General features: G+C 41.9%; 16 protein-coding genes. 1 reads left to right on the top strand and 15 read right to left on the bottom strand.

Going from position 1 to position 14,400, the window contains the following annotated elements; genetic code table 11:
- Positions 1-378: 378 nt before the first annotated feature.
- From upp to prfA, 12 genes are all read right to left on the bottom strand, one after another.
- Positions 379-1,008 (bottom strand): uracil phosphoribosyltransferase, encoded by a 630-nt coding sequence (gene upp / locus AC0VYC_RS17125; protein ID WP_003214553.1) that lies wholly within the window; start codon positions 1,006-1,008, stop codon positions 379-381.
- Positions 1,009-1,155: 147 nt separating this feature from the next.
- Positions 1,156-2,403, bottom strand: coding sequence for a serine hydroxymethyltransferase (gene glyA / locus AC0VYC_RS17130; protein WP_024718755.1), 1,248 nt, complete (start codon positions 2,401-2,403; stop codon positions 1,156-1,158).
- 177 nt (positions 2,404-2,580) lie between these two features.
- Complete coding sequence (locus AC0VYC_RS17135) at positions 2,581-3,120, bottom strand: TIGR01440 family protein (protein WP_100324687.1); 540 nt, start codon at positions 3,118-3,120, stop codon at positions 2,581-2,583.
- Between the two features lie 12 nt (positions 3,121-3,132).
- Positions 3,133-3,582, bottom strand: coding sequence for a ribose 5-phosphate isomerase B (gene rpiB, locus AC0VYC_RS17140; RefSeq protein WP_003214714.1), 450 nt, complete (start codon positions 3,580-3,582; stop codon positions 3,133-3,135).
- Positions 3,583-3,723: 141 nt separating this feature from the next.
- Positions 3,724-4,182 (bottom strand): low molecular weight protein arginine phosphatase, encoded by a 459-nt coding sequence (locus AC0VYC_RS17145; protein ID WP_165379183.1) that lies wholly within the window; start codon positions 4,180-4,182, stop codon positions 3,724-3,726.
- Between the two features lie 63 nt (positions 4,183-4,245).
- A complete protein-coding gene (locus tag AC0VYC_RS17150; protein ID WP_017360043.1) occupies positions 4,246-4,800 on the bottom strand; it encodes a manganese efflux pump MntP in 555 nt (184 codons plus the stop codon).
- Positions 4,801-4,860: 60 nt separating this feature from the next.
- A complete protein-coding gene (locus tag AC0VYC_RS17155; protein WP_475390076.1) occupies positions 4,861-5,913 on the bottom strand; it encodes an L-threonylcarbamoyladenylate synthase in 1,053 nt (350 codons plus the stop codon).
- Positions 5,914-6,074: 161 nt separating this feature from the next.
- Positions 6,075-6,518 (bottom strand): GNAT family N-acetyltransferase, encoded by a 444-nt coding sequence (locus AC0VYC_RS17160; protein WP_007497650.1) that lies wholly within the window; start codon positions 6,516-6,518, stop codon positions 6,075-6,077.
- Between the two features lie 63 nt (positions 6,519-6,581).
- On the bottom strand, positions 6,582-7,232 hold the full coding sequence (spoIIR, locus tag AC0VYC_RS17165) for a stage II sporulation protein R (RefSeq protein ID WP_335350549.1): 651 nt from the start codon (positions 7,230-7,232) through the stop codon (positions 6,582-6,584).
- 163 nt (positions 7,233-7,395) lie between these two features.
- Entirely contained in the window at positions 7,396-7,875 is a 480-nt protein-coding gene (locus tag AC0VYC_RS17170; RefSeq protein WP_019743247.1) for a hypothetical protein, read from the bottom strand.
- Between the two features lie 137 nt (positions 7,876-8,012).
- On the bottom strand, positions 8,013-8,900 hold the full coding sequence (gene prmC / locus AC0VYC_RS17175) for a peptide chain release factor N(5)-glutamine methyltransferase (RefSeq protein WP_045033923.1): 888 nt from the start codon (positions 8,898-8,900) through the stop codon (positions 8,013-8,015).
- Positions 8,890-9,957 carry a peptide chain release factor 1 gene (prfA, locus tag AC0VYC_RS17180; RefSeq protein WP_008343422.1) on the bottom strand — a complete coding sequence of 356 codons (1,068 nt, stop codon included), beginning with the start codon at positions 9,955-9,957 and terminating at the stop codon, positions 8,890-8,892. The genes prmC and prfA overlap by 11 nt, the downstream gene beginning before the upstream one ends.
- 210 nt (positions 9,958-10,167) lie before the next feature.
- On the opposite strand from prfA, the gene racA reads away from it, so the two are divergent.
- Positions 10,168-10,719 (top strand): chromosome-anchoring protein RacA, encoded by a 552-nt coding sequence (gene racA, locus AC0VYC_RS17185; protein WP_047945750.1) that lies wholly within the window; start codon positions 10,168-10,170, stop codon positions 10,717-10,719.
- A 34-nt stretch (positions 10,720-10,753) separates the two neighbouring features.
- Here the strand turns inward: racA and AC0VYC_RS17190 are convergent, their stop codons facing one another.
- The 3 genes from AC0VYC_RS17190 to AC0VYC_RS17200 all read right to left on the bottom strand — a co-directional run bounded on the left by AC0VYC_RS17190 (position 10,754) and on the right by AC0VYC_RS17200 (position 14,384).
- Positions 10,754-11,710, bottom strand: coding sequence for an AEC family transporter (locus tag AC0VYC_RS17190; protein WP_007497662.1), 957 nt, complete (start codon positions 11,708-11,710; stop codon positions 10,754-10,756).
- Positions 11,711-11,801: 91 nt separating this feature from the next.
- Positions 11,802-13,502, bottom strand: coding sequence for an oxaloacetate-decarboxylating malate dehydrogenase (malS, locus tag AC0VYC_RS17195; protein WP_024718762.1), 1,701 nt, complete (start codon positions 13,500-13,502; stop codon positions 11,802-11,804).
- Between the two features lie 279 nt (positions 13,503-13,781).
- Entirely contained in the window at positions 13,782-14,384 is a 603-nt protein-coding gene (locus AC0VYC_RS17200) for a thymidine kinase (RefSeq protein ID WP_007497666.1), read from the bottom strand.
- Positions 14,385-14,400: the final 16 nt, after the last annotated feature.

Raw genomic sequence — 14,400 nt, forward strand, 5'->3', positions numbered from 1 at the left:
TGTGCAATCAGACTTGAAATCTTTAGATCTATGGGATTCTGCTTCATTCGCTGATACAAACCCTGATTATTAAAGGGTTCACAATGAGGATTAGTAGAGTGCTATAGGCTATGAAAACCTTACCATAATACCCTCGTTTAGCATACAATAGCGTCTATGATGTGTCAATCCGTTGAAAGTTAAAAAACTTTTCTATAATGAGAGAGCACACAAAATGTTCACAATTTCATCAAACTTTAGGAGAGTTGTGACATTCATGCAAAAAAACTGCTAATGTTCAGTATACATTGATTTTTCTAAGAACGATATCAACCGTTTGTCATATTTTTCAAAAAAGCCCACATGCACGTTTGCATGTGGGCTTTTCATGAATCATTCTTATTTTGTTCCATACATACGGTCACCAGCATCACCAAGACCTGGGATGATGTAACCTTTTTCGTTTAACTTCTCATCTAATGCCGCAATGTAGATATCAACATCTGGATGATGTTTTTGCATTTCTTCTACACCTTCTGGCGCAGCAATCAGACACATGAAGCGGATGTTTTTCGCACCGCGTTTTTTCAAGCTGTTTAATGCTTCTACAGCTGATCCGCCCGTTGCAAGCATTGGGTCTACTACGATAAATTCACGCTCTTCCACATCAGATGGAAGCTTCACATAATATTCAACAGGCTTTAATGTCTTCGGATCACGGTATAAACCGACATGTCCCACTTTGGCAGCTGGAATGAGCTTCAAAATCCCGTCTACCATTCCAAGACCTGCTCTTAAAATCGGCACAACTCCGAGTTTTTTACCTGAGATCACGTTTGATTTAGCGACTTGTACAGGTGTTTCTACATCTACCTCTTCAAGCGGTAAGTCTCTTGTAATTTCAAATGCCATTAATGTTGCGACTTCATCCACTAGCTCTCTAAATTCTTTTGTTCCTGTATGAACGTCACGAATATATGTAAGTTTGTGCTGAATAAGCGGGTGATCAAATACATAAACCTTTGCCATTGCTTGCTACAACTCCTTTTCTGTCATCTTCCGGTGAACTTTGCACACTTCCTACAATTCTACATAAAAAGACATCATCTTTCAATATGATTCGCAAATCCTACAAAAAAAACCCACATGCCAAAAATAGGCAAATGGGTCTGCATCTTAATAATCTAATTCTTGATATAGAGGGAAACGAGCTGTCAGATCAGATACACGCTTTTTCGCCTCTTCTAATTTCGCTTCATCTTCATGATGTTTCAGAGCCAGCGCAATAATGGAACCGACTTCTTTCATCGCTTCTTGATCGAAGCCACGGCTTGTCACTGCTGCTGTACCTACACGTACACCACTTGTAACAAATGGTTTCTCTGGATCATATGGAATTGCATTTTTGTTCACCGTGATACCAATTTCATCAAGAACGTTTTCTGCAATTTTTCCTGTAATGCCAAGAGAGCGCAAGTCGATGAGAACAAGATGGTTATCTGTTCCACCAGATACAAGCTGAATATCCTCAGATAAAAGTGTTTCAGCTAGTTGTTTTGCGTTATCAATCACGTTTTGTGCATATGTTTTGAAATCTCCGTTCAATACTTCACCGAAAGAAACAGCTTTTGCAGAGATCACATGCATGAGTGGTCCACCTTGAATACCAGGGAAGATCGATTTGTCGATCTTTTTACCAAACTCTTCACGGCATAGAATCATTCCGCCGCGAGGTCCGCGCAATGTTTTGTGAGTTGTCGTTGTCACAAAATCAGCGTAAGGAACTGGATTTGGATGAAGACCTGCTGCAACAAGACCCGCGATGTGAGCCATGTCCACCATAAAGTAAGCACCGACTTCATCGGCAATTTCACGGAACTTTTTGAAATCAATTTGACGTGGGTAAGCACTTGCCCCCGCTACGATTAGTTTCGGCTTATGTTCACGTGCTTTTTCAAGTACATCTTGGTAGTCGATATGTTGTGTTTCTTTATCTACACCGTATTCTACAAAGTTGTACTGTACGCCGCTAAAGTTTACAGGGCTTCCATGTGTTAAATGCCCACCATGTGATAAGTTCATGCCTAGCACTGTATCGCCATGCTCAAGGATTGTAAAGTATACGGCCATATTCGCTTGAGCTCCTGAGTGAGGCTGTACGTTCACATACTCAGCGCCAAAAATTTCTTTTGCGCGGTCACGTGCGATATCTTCTACAACGTCTACATGTTCACAGCCGCCATAGTAGCGTTTACCAGGGTAACCTTCTGCATATTTGTTTGTTAAGACAGAACCCTGCGCTTCCATGACTGCTTCGCTTACGAAGTTTTCTGATGCAATTAATTCGATTTTGTCCTGCTGGCGTTTCCGCTCTAGTTGAATTGCTTTGAATACTTGTGCGTCTTGCTCAGGTAAATGTTTCATCAGCGAAATCCTCTCCAATCTATTTCCATTCGATGTTTTCACCATCTCATTGTACACGGTTTTTGAGTAAAATGTAAAAGTTTTTTTTGGAAAATCGACTTCTTTTTTATGAAAACCCGAATATTCAAAGGGTGAAGCGTCTTCATCATTCAACATTATATTAGAAATATATCCGAACTATGAACTTGTATAAACGGCTCGTTCTCCGCCAATCAGCTTTGGACGAGTTTTTGCAAACGTCACATGTGCTTGTCCTAATTGATGACGGCTGAGACGGACCGGTACGGCTACCCGCTTTAAGTGCATGCCGATGAATGTATCACCGATATCAATCCCTGCATGCGCTGAAATGGATTCAACCAGCACAGGGTGTTCCATTTGCTGATACGCATGCGCCGCCATAGAACCACCCGCCTTACGGACAGGTACTGCCGCTACAATTTCTAAGTTAAGCCGGTACGCCACCTCCTCTTCCACAACGAGGGCACGATTCAAATGCTCGCAGCATTGGAAGGCCAATTCAATTCCTGTCTCGCGTCTCAGTTGATCGAGCTCTTGATAAATAGCTTCAGCAATTTGCTCACTTCCCGCTGTCCCAATGTGCTCGCCAGCCACTTCTGACGTACTGCAGCCAATCACTAAAATGTGGCCGGCTCGCAGTTCAACTGTTTGATGAAACTCTTTTAACATCTCAAGCCAATCTTGACCAATGTTCATGTTAAACGCTCCTTACAGGTGCTTTTCTTCGTAATCAGCGATTTTACCAATCCGCACAGCATGACGTCCTGCAGTAAATTCTGTTGTCAGCCAAATGTGAGCAATCTCTCTTGCCAATCCTGGTCCAATGACTCGTTCTCCCATCGCAAGAACATTTGTATCGTTATGTTCTCTCGTCGCCTTTGCACTGAATGTATCATGCGCCAATGCACAGCGGATGCCTTTCACTTTGTTTGCTGAAATGCTCATACCGATACCTGTCCCGCAAATTAAAATGCCTCGATCGACTTCCCCGTTTGCCACCATATTGGCTACAGGAAAAGCATAGTCAGGGTAGTCTACAGAACCTGATCCACATTCACAACCCATATCAATGTATTCAATCTTTAATTCATCCATTAGTTGTTTGATTTCTTCACGAATATTCGTTCCGCCGTGATCGGATGCAATGGCTACTTTCATCGGGCAATTCCTCCTAAGGGTGAGTTAATCTGTCATGTCTTACATTCATTCTTTATTTACAGTTATATTTTAACCTCTGCCTAGTCATTTGCAAACAAAAGCAGAAAAACCGTTTGCGCAACGGTTTTACAGGTTGTCCATTTATGAGGATTTGTGATCCTGTTTAAGCTTTTTAGCAAGTTGATACAATAGCGTTTCTAGTTCATCTCGTGTCTCCTGATAAATGGAGAGACTCCCTCCAAATGGATCCGACACGTCACCTTCTGATCCTGTCGCAAATTCTTTTAGAGTGAAGACCTTGTCTTTCACATGAGCATATTGCTCCACAATCAACTGTTTATGCTGAATCGTCATGGTGAAGACATAATCTGCTTCACGAAGAAGTTCTTCTGTTAGTTTAGACGATGAGTGATTCAGTGGAATGCTTTTCTCAAATAATGCTTCGACTGCTTGAGGAGAAGCCTTCCCTGCATCAGAGGCGAAGATGCCCGCTGATTTTACAGTGACCTGTAAGCCTTTTTCATCTGCAATGGAGGAAAAAAGGGCTTGAGCCATCGGACTTCTGCAAGTATTTCCCGTACAAACAAATAAGATATTCATCTTTCGACCTCCTTTTCTTCTATTATATAGCATTTCATTCTACATGTTATGTAAGGAGACTGGCTAGAGCGGAAATAATAATTTGATTCCAAAGGCTAGTAAAATCAATCCGCCAAGCGCACCGCTGTATGAACCTACCCATGACCGAACCTGTTTACCGAGTAATAATCCAAGCCATGTGAGCATCATACTAAAAAAGCCAAACAATAAAATGGTCATCAACACCCGAGAACCGTAAATCCCTAGGCTTAAGCCAACGGAAAAACTATCTAAACTCACACTTGTTGCAAAAAGAACGAGACCGGCCCCAACAGGTGCGATAAATGGCTTATCTTCTTTTCGGATAGAAGCGATGATCATTTGCAGACCCAGCACCAAAAGCAGCGCCCCGCCAATATAGGTTGCTAGGAGCCCAAGCCAGCCAGATAAAAGCTGACCTGTTAACATGCCAAAAAGAGGCATAAACATATGAAATATCCCAATGACAAGTCCAATATAAACGATCTGGCGGAATCTCAGCTGAATCATCCCCATGCCGAGTCCAACCGAAAAGGCATCCATTCCAAGTGCAAAAGCCATGATACTGAGTGTCAGCAATTCGCCAGCTAGTTCATTCATGTAAATCCCCCTTGGACACGCATTCTCCTTTAACCTATGTTTGTCCAAGAGAGGTTAGAACTATTTGAATGAAGAGAGAGTGCGCCCTCCTGCCGCTTTTTGCAGACGGTTCATGATCGCAGAACCAACTCCCTGCTCTGAGAAGGCTTCTGAAATGATCAAGTCTACATCCGTTTCATCAAATTGTCTCAGCACACGATATAAGTTTGCCGCAACCGTTTCAGGCTTTTCTCTCCATCCACAGCTAAAGATAACATCTGCCGCAAACCATTCTTTCTTTTCTTCTGTTGTCAGCACGCCTACTTTTAGCCCTTCAGCTCGGTACTTCTGAATGTGCAGCTGCATGTCTTCATCACTTCCATGAAATATATACATTTGTGCTTCAGGTGCATAATGTGTATATTTCATTCCCGGCGATACAGGCGCTTCATCCTTTTTCGTCAGCCCTGGATCCGTGTTGACCGTTCCTACGACCTCTTCTAACGCTTCTTTTGTAATACCGCCCGGCCTTAAGATCACTGGAATCTCGTCTATACAGGATACAACCGTTGACTCCACGCCAATACCTGTTGAACCACCATCGACAATGCCAGCAATTTTCCCATCAAGATCACTCTCGACATGATCCGCAAGTGTCGGCGACGGTTTTCCCGAACGGTTGGCACTAGGCGCGGCAATTGGCAGACCAGCTGCTCGGATGAGTTCAAGCGCAACAGGATGATCAGGCATTCTTACGCCTACTGTCGTTAAACCTGCCGTCACCTGCTTTGATAATGTGCCCGGCTTACAAGGTAGAACAATGGTGAGAGCGCCTGGCCAAAAGGCATCCATCAGCGCTGTTACTTTTTCATTTTCTATTTGCGCAAATTCATGAAGCTGTTGAACGTCCGCAATGTGAACAATCAACGGATTATCACTTGGGCGTCCTTTCGCTTCATAAATTTTCTTCACAGCCTCTGTCTCTTTTGCATTTGCCCCTAGTCCATACACCGTTTCTGTTGGAAAAGCGACCACTTCATTCTGCCGCAACAACAGAGCTGCTTGTTCAATTTGTGGATAGTATGTGGATAAATCCTTTTTTAAATCCACAGACCACCTTTTTGTATTTAACATCATACAAACTCCTTTTAAAAAAGATAAAACTGTTGATAAATCTCAATTATCCTTTTGAAAGTATAAAAGATGCTGCTAAATAAAACAAGCGTTGTCCACAATTTGTGGATAACGCTTGTTTTACAGTGGATAAGTATGTGAATAAGTCCGGTATTTTGTGATTAACTCGCTGTTTTTTGCAGCACAACCGCCTGCTCTTTTCCCAACGACTCTTTTGCATGCGCAGATACCCACACACTTTCCGGGATTTCCTCTATAGGCGTAAAGCCCATCAGCGCTAAAAAATCATGCGAAGAGGAGTGATTGGCTACTACATAAAAGGTGTCCACACCTTGTTTTTCTCCTAGCGTTTGAACACTTTGGAACAGAGAAACGATATGCCCCTGACCAAGTTTATCTGATATCACAAGTGATCTTAGCAATCCTTCTTGTTCATTTAGTCGTTCAAGACCTAAACAGCCTGCAAGCTCACCGTCTGCATCTTCCATGACCACAAATGACGTACGCTCTGCAATCGTCACCCCGCCTTTTGCTTGGCCTTTTTCAAGAAAAGCATTAATGGCCGGGGCATCTTCTTCTGTCGCTATTCTTAATTGATAATACATGCTTTCACCTCTTTTTGTTCTCTTACTTCAACTCTATGAGGCAAAAACAGATTTAGACCTTTTTTAAGAGAAAAGACTAGAGACCCATTCGAACAGAAAGAATTTCACTTCACCCGTCTCTTCTTCTTTTACCACTTCATTGACAGATTCATTTGATGGCTCTGCGGCTACCTGCTCTTTATCATCTCCTTCTGGTGAGGCGATCGCTTCTCCGTTTGAAAAATCGATAAAGCAGAGAGGTGGGAATAACACACACCACCAATTGGCTCCGTCTCCTTCCCCTAACGTAATCAAAATGGCTTCATATTTCCCAGCAGGATAAACAAAGTTGCCATATAGCTTTGTTGGAAATGAGGCTTTTTGAAAGCTGACCGATACGGATTGATCAATGTGTTGTTCCTTTAATTTTGCTTTAGCAATACGATTGATGTCTGGAAGCTTTGAACGAATCACATGTCTAGCTTCTTCAATGGATGTGAGGTCTTTCACCCACTCCGTTATATTGGCATTGACCTCATCTCGAATACTTCGTTTCACATCTTGATCTGCCGACCGGTCACTGTTGGCTAAAATGCGTAAACGAATGGCTTCATCTGGAATCACAACAGGCTGATTGGCAGAAGCAGCCGCCGTCTCCTCTTTTCCAAGGTTTGCAAAAGCACCACATAATAATAGAAACATATAAAGACAAATCATCATTTTACTTTTGAACATAATGTGTTCCCCCCACTTTATCTCTTCGCTACAAACATTGTGTCCAGGAAACGCATCTCGTAAACAGCAAAAATGATTTTTTTAATAGATTATGAGTAAAAAACAACTACATGAGGAAAGCGAATCAATGTTTTTTCTGCATGCAAAAAAGCCATTCAACAACTTATGAACGGCTTTTTAGTGAGGATTGGTAATCGGAAGGGTACAGTCTTCCATCCCAATCTCGGCTGATTTTTAATCCCGAATCTGTTTTGATAACTGTCATTGCACCTTTTTTCTCAATTTCCTTTTTGACCTTTCCTTTATGGTCAATAAATTGAATGATCATTTCATAGTCAAATTCAATCCTGTCATCGCTTTCATCTGAAGGTGTAAACGTAATTTTTTTCAGTTTAATTTGACAATCTTGATCTTTTGCTGCTTCTAATACACTTGGAAACATGCTGTCTTCTGTATATTCTTGATATTCATGCTCGGTTAAATAATCCTTCAACTTCTCCTTCATGTCAGATAGGTCATCCGTCCGATTCACTGTGTATTGTGCTTTTTTATAGTTTTCCCCAAATGCTGCTGCTTCTTTTTTAAAGCTCGGTTTACCGCAAGCACTCACAATCAATAGTACACTGACGATGACCAACACCATCGCATACCTTCTGTTCACACCATTCGCTCCTTCAAAACAAATTTATGTAAAAAATCATGATCAGAATGTTCATTCTTCTATATATACGTTTCCCTTTTACCATAAGTTTCATCTTTACATAATAAAATAGTCCGACTTTATTCAGCCGGACTTCCGTTTTGAATGTGTGCGCAAACCGCTCGATCCTTTCCGTTGATGTCCTTGATGATATGAACATCAGCTGAAGGGAACGCCTGCAAAAGAAGCGCTTTTACATCTTGTGCTTGTGTATGCCCTATTTCAAGGACAACCACCGCTTGCTGATGAAGTACTTTGTGGAGATCACAGGCGATACGCTCATAAAACCACAGGCCATCACGCCCATCTGTCAGCGCATTGACAGGTTCATGCTTTGTGACAACCTCTGATAAACCATCCATTTCTTCTGCCGCAATATAAGGCGGATTGGAAATAAACACATCGACTTTGATGCCTTGAGCCATAATCGGTTCAAGTAAATCCCCTTGGACAAAATGAACGTCTGCACCAAGCGCTTCTTGATTTCGCTTTGCTACTTCAAGTGCTTCATGTGAAATATCCGTCGCTGTCACAGTGAGAGATTCTTTTTCAAGAGCTAACGTAATCGCAATTGCACCGCTACCTGTTCCTACATCAACAGCTTTGAGCGGCTGATCATTAGGAAAAACGCGATTCATCATATTCAATGCCGCCAGCACCACTTCCTCCGTTTCAGGACGAGGAATCAGAACGTGTTTGTTTACCTCAAAAGGACGCCCATAAAAAAATTCAACACCCGTTAAATGCTGCACAGGCACTCCACGCTTGTGCTGTGCGACGAACTTGCTGAATTGTGAATCTTGCTCCTCTGGCAGTGGATCATGAAAACGGGCAAGAAGTTCACTTCTGCTCCATCCAAGCACATGCATCAACATTAACTCTGCTGCGTTTTGGTCTCTGCCCGCTTCCGTTAACAAAGAAGAAGCCCATTTAAGGGCTTCAAAGATCGTTCGCTCTTTATTTTGCATTTTGAAGTTTTCTTGCTTGGTCTTCCATAATTAATGCATCAATGACCTCGTCAAGTTTTCCTTCTAAAATTTGATCAAGCTTTTGAATCGTCAATCCGATACGGTGGTCCGTCACGCGGTTTTGCGGGAAATTGTACGTACGGATACGCTCTGAACGATCCCCTGTTCCAACAGCAGATTTACGGGTTTGATCATATTCAGCTTGTGCTTCACGCTGGAATTTATCATAAATTCTCGCACGCAAAACTTTCATCGCTTTTTCTTTGTTTTTGATTTGTGATTTCTCATCCTGACAGGAAACCACTACACCTGTTGGAAGGTGAGTCAAACGAACAGCAGACATTGTGGTGTTAACACTTTGTCCCCCTGGTCCGCTTGATGCGAATGTATCCACACGAATATCTTTTTCGTGGATATCAATTTCAACTTCCTCAGCCTCTGGTAATACAGCAACTGTCGCTGTTGATGTATGAATACGGCCGCCTGACTCAGTTTCAGGAACACGCTGCACGCGGTGTGCACCGTTTTCAAACTTTAGTTTAGAATATGCACCTTTACCGCTAATCATAAAGATGATCTCCTTATAACCGCCAGTTCCAGTGACACTCGCTTCCATGACTTCCGTTTTCCAGCCTTGCATTTCAGCATAACGGCTGTACATACGGTACAGGTTTCCTGCAAACAGCGCAGCCTCTTCTCCGCCCGCTGCACCACGAACCTCCACAATAACGTTCTTATCGTCATTCGGATCTTTCGGGATGAGCAAGATTTTCAGCTCGTCTTCTAAACGTTCTGTTTCCTCTGTGAGCTCTGAAATTTCTTCTTTGACCATGTCGCGCATATCGGCATCGAGCTTATCTTCCAGCATGGCTTTCGCATCACTTAGCTGATCATATGCCGCACGATATTGTCTATATACCTCAACAGTTTCTTGAATATCAGATTGTTCTTTCGAATATTCACGAAGCTTCTTAGGGTCGTTCACCACTTCAGGGTCACTTAAATATTCATTTAGCTTTTCATAGCGTTCTTCAATTGATTTTAAACGGTCTAACATGGTCTTCACCTCTGTTTTGTGCGTAACAGTCTAATTATAGTATAGCGGGGTATGACAGTCAAAAAAATTTCCAAAACAATTGATTTTCTGCAATTTTTCACTAGAAAACACGATCTTTGGCGATTGGTTACTTGTTTTGTCTAACGTGAAGGAACGGATGCTCACGAAAGAGAATGGTACTTGTAATTGAAAAAAGGGAGGGCATTTGGTTTGAATACAAATGAGGTTGCAAAGGAAATTGGTGTATCTTCAAAAACCATTCAGCGCTGGGTCAAACAGCTCAACATCCCTGTCGCCCGGAATGAACTTGGACATTACGAATTTCATGATGACATTGTCCAGCTGCTCAAAGAGGTCCAACACCAAATGAACGAAGGTGTGATTCTCCATGACATTAGACTGCCGATCCATGAAGAAACAGCCCAGCAATTATCACCTGCTGTAGAAACTTCTGACTCATCAAAACGGATAGAAGCCTTAGAAGAACAAGTAAAACAGCTCCTTCAAGAGCAATCACATGTCAGTCATATTGAAGCCCGTTTTCAAGAAATAGAACGGAAACTCGCTAAGAAAGCAGATGAAGGCGTTTCCTACCAGCTCCTCCAGCACAGAAGAGAAATTGAAGAATTAACTGCAAAATTAGAACGCCTCACAGCCACATTGACAAAACCAAAACCATTAAAAGAAGAAGAAAAGGAAAAGGCACACCCCGAAATGAAAAAAAAGCGTGTGCTCTTCCCTCTGTTTCATTCATTTCGCTAAGAAAGGCTGCCTATAAGGCAGCCTTTCTACTATATTATACGGTAAGTGCAATAATGATCGGTAATGTAATGAGTGACATGATCGCACTGATCACAAATGCCGATGCTGTTTCTGCTTCCTGTTTCTCAAATCGAGTGGCGATCATGGCCGCAACAGCTGAACCTGGGAAGGCAACAAGCAATACAGCTTTTGTAATTTCGTCCGCCGAAAGTCCCATAAGAATGGCGATAAAATACATAAGTAACGGTTGTACAGCTACTTTGAGCAATGCGATACTGAAAGCTGGTAAGCTCAGTTTAATTTTGCGGATACCGACTGTGACACCGACTGCAAAGAGCGCAACCCCTGATGTCACACTTCCAATTTCCTCTAGCATTTCATGTCCGATTTCAGGAAGTTTAAATCCTAAAAGAACAAGAATGATACTTGCTAACGGTGCAAGCGCAAGCGGCTCTGATAAACCGTGCAAAATCGCTTTCGTCGTCATTTTTAGGAAACTTTCGCCGTCTTTGGCTTTTCCTTTTGTTTTTTCACCGACAGTTGACACAATAATAGCAATTGGATCAAGCAATGCATTTACAACTATTCCGGTAATAGCAATCGGAATTGCAACTTCTTGAGCCCCAAATAAACTGCCCAAGACCGGAATCCCCATAAATGCAAAGGTCGGTTGTGCTGAGTTTAATGAGAAAACAGATGAATCTGTTAAATCATATTTAAAAGCAAATTTCGTAACTAAAAGGATAATGATATAAAAGCCTACGATTCCGAGAATCAATGCAACGAAAAATGGAATTTGACTATAGAATTTATCTTTTGGTGTTGACAGAATGCTGGCGATAAAGTGCGCTGGCAAAGCATACTTTGTAACAAGTGTACTTACACCTTTTGCAGATTTAGCGTCATAGCTGCCGAAGTTCCCTGCGAACCAACCCAGCGCGATAACGAAAAAAATCGGTGCTAGGAGGATCAAAATATTTAAAAAGTCCATCTTACTATTCCTCCTTGAATCCTTTACATGTTTCTTATTTTATAGCGGCATTGCTTACATTACCCGAAACAATGCCGCGTTACACATTTTATTATGCTCTTACAATTTTTTTATATTCAGGAATCCACATAGCATCTTTCACAGCTTGTTCGATGTTGTCAGGTGTTCTTCTTGCGACACCATCTTTAATTGCTGCTTTTGCTACTTCAACAGCTACCTTGATTGATACTTCTTGCAATTTATCAATGCTTGGAAGCAGTCCAGCGCCTGGTTTTTCATGATCAACCATTTCAGCGATCGCATTTGCAGAAGCAACGAACATGCCTTTTGTGATAATTTTTGATTCCGTTACGATTGAACCAAGACCAAGTCCAGGGAAAACGAACGCATTGTTTGATTGTCCGATTTCATGTTCAATTCCGTTATACTCGACATTTTCGAATGGGCTTCCAGTTGCAACAAGCGCACGACCGTCTGTCCATTTGAATAGATCTTCCGGTACTGCTTCAGCAAGTGGAGTTGGGTTAGACATCGGCATGATCACTGGACGCTCTGTATGAGCTGCGATTTCTTTAATAATTTCTTCAGTGAATGCGCCGCCTTGACCTGATGTACCAATAAGAATGGTTGGCTTCACCTTGCGAACAGCTTCAGCAAATGAGATTTGTCCTTTTTCATCACGAGCCCAGCCTTCTACTTCATCAGAAGAACGAAGGTATGGTTTTTGGAAATCAAGCACTTCATCTTCAAACTGATCTGTTAGCAACCCTCTGTAGTCTAACGTCCAGAATGCATTGTTTGCTTCTTCTTCACTTAGACCTTCAAGAACCATTGTGTCACGCATTTGATCGGCGATTCCGATTCCAGCTGATCCAGCTCCGAAAATCATCACACGGTGATCTTTCAATTGAGTACCAGTTTTCTTGACAGCTGCAAGAACACCCGCTAAAGTAATGGCACCAGTACCTTGGATATCATCATTAAATGTTAAGATGTTGTCGTTGTATTTTTTCATGATGTTACGCGCATTTTTGTTTCCAAGGTCTTCCCAGTGAAGCAATGCTTTCGGGAAGAATTTAAGTGCTGCTTTGACATACGCATCAATGAACTCTTCGTATTTTTCACCTTGTACACGTTTGTGGTGGTTCCCGATGTACAATGGATCATTTAATAGTTTTTCATTGTTAGTTCCAACATCTAATACAACTGGAATCACGCGGCTTGGATCAATCCCAGCTGCAGCCGTGTAAACAGCTAATTTACCAATTGCGATGTTGATACCACCAACACCCCAGTCACCAATTCCAAGAATACTCTCAGAGTCAGTTGCTACGATGAGGTCGATGTCGCCTGCTGTTGCATGTAAGTTTTCAAATGCTTTCTCGATGCCGTCAATGTTGTCGATTGAAAGGTAGACACCATGAGGTCTTCTGTATTCATGGCTGTATTCTTGAATCGCTTCACCAACAGTTGGTGTGTAAACAACAGGAAGCATTTCACGAAGCTTGTCCGTTAGAAGCTTATAGAATAATACTTCGTTACGGTTTTGCAAATCACTTAAGTATACGTTTTGACGAAGACGATCTGGCTGAGCTAGAAATTGCTTGTACGCTCTCTCCGCTTGCTGTTCTAAAGTCAGAACAGTTGGAGGAAGTAATCCTTCTAGTCCAAGCTCTTGTCTTTCTTCTTCAGAGAAAGCAACGCCTTTGTTCAACGTTGGAATCGATAATACATCTTTACCTGTCAAAGTGGTTTCGAGGTACCCTTCTTTTGTTTTCTTCACGTTGTTCATCAAAAACTACCCTCTTTCTAAAATATAAATAAAGTGAACTATTAATACAAAGAACGATCAAGGAGAAAAATCCTTAATCAAAAAAATTATGACAAGAAATCGAACTTTTCGTTTAAATGCTTTACACTACAGTTAGTCATTTTATGCCTGCTTATACCAAAACGCAAGCGTTGAAAATTAGATAATTTTTTCGTAGCGTTATTTAATTTATTTAAGTACAAATGATGGGTGTTCAGCCAAAAACTCGAAAAACGAAACACAGCGGCATTTGCTATTTTTTTAATTGTCAAGTGTTGTACCAACATCTAGTTTTGGTACTTCATGGTGATGTCTGCATCGTGCTTCGTATGATTCCTGCGCACCTACTAAAATAATGGGATCATCATAGGATGCGGGTTTACCGTCGATCAAGCGTTGTGTTCTACTCGCTGGGGAGCCGCATACCGAACAAACTGCTTGAAGTTTTGTTACAAGCTCTGCACATGCCATTAAATGCGGAACAACACCAAATGGCTCTCCTCTGAAGTCTTGATCAAGGCCTGCAACAATGACTCGGTAGCCTTTATCAGCCAACTGAGTGACAATATCAATGATTGTCTCATCAAAAAATTGCACCTCATCAATGCCAATGACATCGGTTCGTTCTGATATGTGCGTTATTATGTCTTTTGGTGAGGTTACTGCAATCCCATCGACGGATGAACCGTTATGTGACACAACTGAGCTTGTGCTATACCGGTTATCAATCGCTGGTTTGAATATTTTTACTTCTTGTTTGGCAAAGGTGGCTCTTTTGGCTCTCCGAATCAATTCTTCCGACTTTCCAGAAAACATACTTCCGCAGATGACTTCAAGCCAACCGCTTTGTTTCATCACATACATAAGGTCTTCTCCCCCG

Source organism: Bacillus sp. iso_77 (genome assembly GCF_056173625.1).

Coding starts and splice junctions, on each gene's coding strand:
- upp (WP_003214553.1), bottom strand. CDS start 1,008: ATGGCAAAGGTTTATGTATTTGATCACCCGCTTATTCAGCACAAACTT.
- glyA (WP_024718755.1), bottom strand. CDS start 2,403: ATGAAACATTTACCTGAGCAAGACGCACAAGTATTCAAAGCAATTCAA.
- AC0VYC_RS17135 (WP_100324687.1), bottom strand. CDS start 3,120: ATGAACATTGGTCAAGATTGGCTTGAGATGTTAAAAGAGTTTCATCAA.
- rpiB (WP_003214714.1), bottom strand. CDS start 3,582: ATGAAAGTAGCCATTGCATCCGATCACGGCGGAACGAATATTCGTGAA.
- AC0VYC_RS17145 (WP_165379183.1), bottom strand. CDS start 4,182: ATGAATATCTTATTTGTTTGTACGGGAAATACTTGCAGAAGTCCGATG.
- AC0VYC_RS17150 (WP_017360043.1), bottom strand. CDS start 4,800: ATGAATGAACTAGCTGGCGAATTGCTGACACTCAGTATCATGGCTTTT.
- AC0VYC_RS17155 (WP_475390076.1), bottom strand. CDS start 5,913: ATGTTAAATACAAAAAGGTGGTCTGTGGATTTAAAAAAGGATTTATCC.
- AC0VYC_RS17160 (WP_007497650.1), bottom strand. CDS start 6,518: ATGTATTATCAATTAAGAATAGCGACAGAAGAAGATGCCCCGGCCATT.
- spoIIR (WP_335350549.1), bottom strand. CDS start 7,232: ATGTTCAAAAGTAAAATGATGATTTGTCTTTATATGTTTCTATTATTA.
- AC0VYC_RS17170 (WP_019743247.1), bottom strand. CDS start 7,875: ATGGTGTTGGTCATCGTCAGTGTACTATTGATTGTGAGTGCTTGCGGT.
- prmC (WP_045033923.1), bottom strand. CDS start 8,900: ATGCAAAATAAAGAGCGAACGATCTTTGAAGCCCTTAAATGGGCTTCT.
- prfA (WP_008343422.1), bottom strand. CDS start 9,957: ATGTTAGACCGTTTAAAATCAATTGAAGAACGCTATGAAAAGCTAAAT.
- AC0VYC_RS17190 (WP_007497662.1), bottom strand. CDS start 11,710: ATGGACTTTTTAAATATTTTGATCCTCCTAGCACCGATTTTTTTCGTT.
- malS (WP_024718762.1), bottom strand. CDS start 13,502: ATGAACAACGTGAAGAAAACAAAAGAAGGGTACCTCGAAACCACTTTG.
- AC0VYC_RS17200 (WP_007497666.1), bottom strand. CDS start 14,384: ATGTATGTGATGAAACAAAGCGGTTGGCTTGAAGTCATCTGCGGAAGT.